Raw genomic sequence first — 1,586 nt, 5'->3', positions numbered from 1 at the left:
TCGCATCATGCAAAAACATACGCGCAAGACCAATTCTTTGTCTTTCTCCACCGGATAACGAACTCCCCAATTCTTCCACCATCGTTTTATAGCCATTTGGCAACGACTGGATGTACTCATGAATATTTGCCTTCTTACAAGCCACTTCAATTTCTTCCATAGTCGCATTTTGTTTAGCCACTCTTAAATTGTTTTCAATTGTATCATGGAAAAGAATCGTTTCCTGCGTTACATACCCTTCATTCTTTCTTAAATTGGAAGTGTTTAAAGAGCGAATATTTAACCCATCCACTAAGATGCTTCCCTTTGACACATTCCAGAAGCGCATCAACAATTTCAACAACGTACTCTTTCCACTGCCACTCTTACCTTGAATACCAATCACTTCATTTTCACGGATATTTAAATTCATATCCTTTAAGATTTGTTCCTCTTCATACGCAAAATCTACAGAAGATACATCTACCATTTTAAAGTCTGTCTCTTCTTTATTCTCTACTTCTTCAACCATAGGTGACTCATCCAAAAGTGATATGACTCTTTGTCCAGCTCCAATTGTCTGTGATAAAGTTGAACCTAAATTTGCCAATGCGATAACAGGTCCAAAAGAAGATATTTGAAGAACACCCGATACAATCATTGAATCAATCGAACTATTCATATATATATGAATCAAACATAAACCTAAAGATAATAAAACAACGCAAAAGTTTGTCAAAGAAATCGTCTTAGCTTGAAAATACTTCAATTCCTTCTCACAATTTGCCAGGGAAGAAGTCTGTTTATTCAAACCTGATAAGCGACGATCTGTATCCATATACTGCATACTTTCCTTTAAGCCACGCATACTCTCTAATACATAACTATTTAGATTAGCAGCTTCTTTACGATACTCTACACCAATCTGTCTTGATTGTTTAGAAATAAAGACAGGTAAAACCACACCCACCACAACATAAGCAAATAGTGAATAAAGTCCATAAATCCATCCAAACTGCACTTGAATACCCACACATATTAGACTTGTGACAAACGCAATACAAATTGGAGAAATCGTATGTGCATAGAACACTTCCAACAATTCAATATCCGAAGTAATTAAAGAAATTAAGCTACCCTTATCTTTCACTTCTAGTTTTGCAGGACACAATTTTCTTAATGCCCCAAACACCTGATCACGAATACGAGCTAACAATTTAAAGGCAATATAGTGATTACATGCTTGCTCTGCATAGCGCAAGATTCCTCTTAAAAGTGCACACACAAATAATAAAATCACAATCGTATGAAAACTAAATAGTGGATCATTTACTAGGGCCATACTTGAAAGAACAGGAATAAAGATGGCACATAAAAATCCAGCTACTCCCATCAGGATGGCACAAATCATAAATCCAGTTAATGGAAATACAAGTTTTATTAAACGTGAAAATATTTGAATTGTACTCATATTAGCCACCATATCTTTCTAATTCTTTTTGCGTATTAGACACATTTAATAAAACAGGATATAGACATCATTAATGTCAAATAGACTTGTACAATTTACCTGTAAGTGAGGTAATGAAACATGTGTACAGAATTTA

The 1,586-nt window shown here is 34.7% G+C and carries 1 protein-coding gene; it reads right to left on the bottom strand.

Annotated elements, in window-relative coordinates:
- Positions 1–1,450 (bottom strand): amino acid ABC transporter ATP-binding/permease protein (locus tag ACZQCL_RS09385; protein WP_482483012.1); only part of this gene is annotated, 1,450 nt, incomplete at its 3' end.
- Positions 1,451–1,586 lie beyond the last annotated feature (136 nt).

The organism is Holdemanella sp. (assembly GCF_056804935.1).
This window is presented reverse-complemented; position numbering and strand designations above follow the sequence as displayed.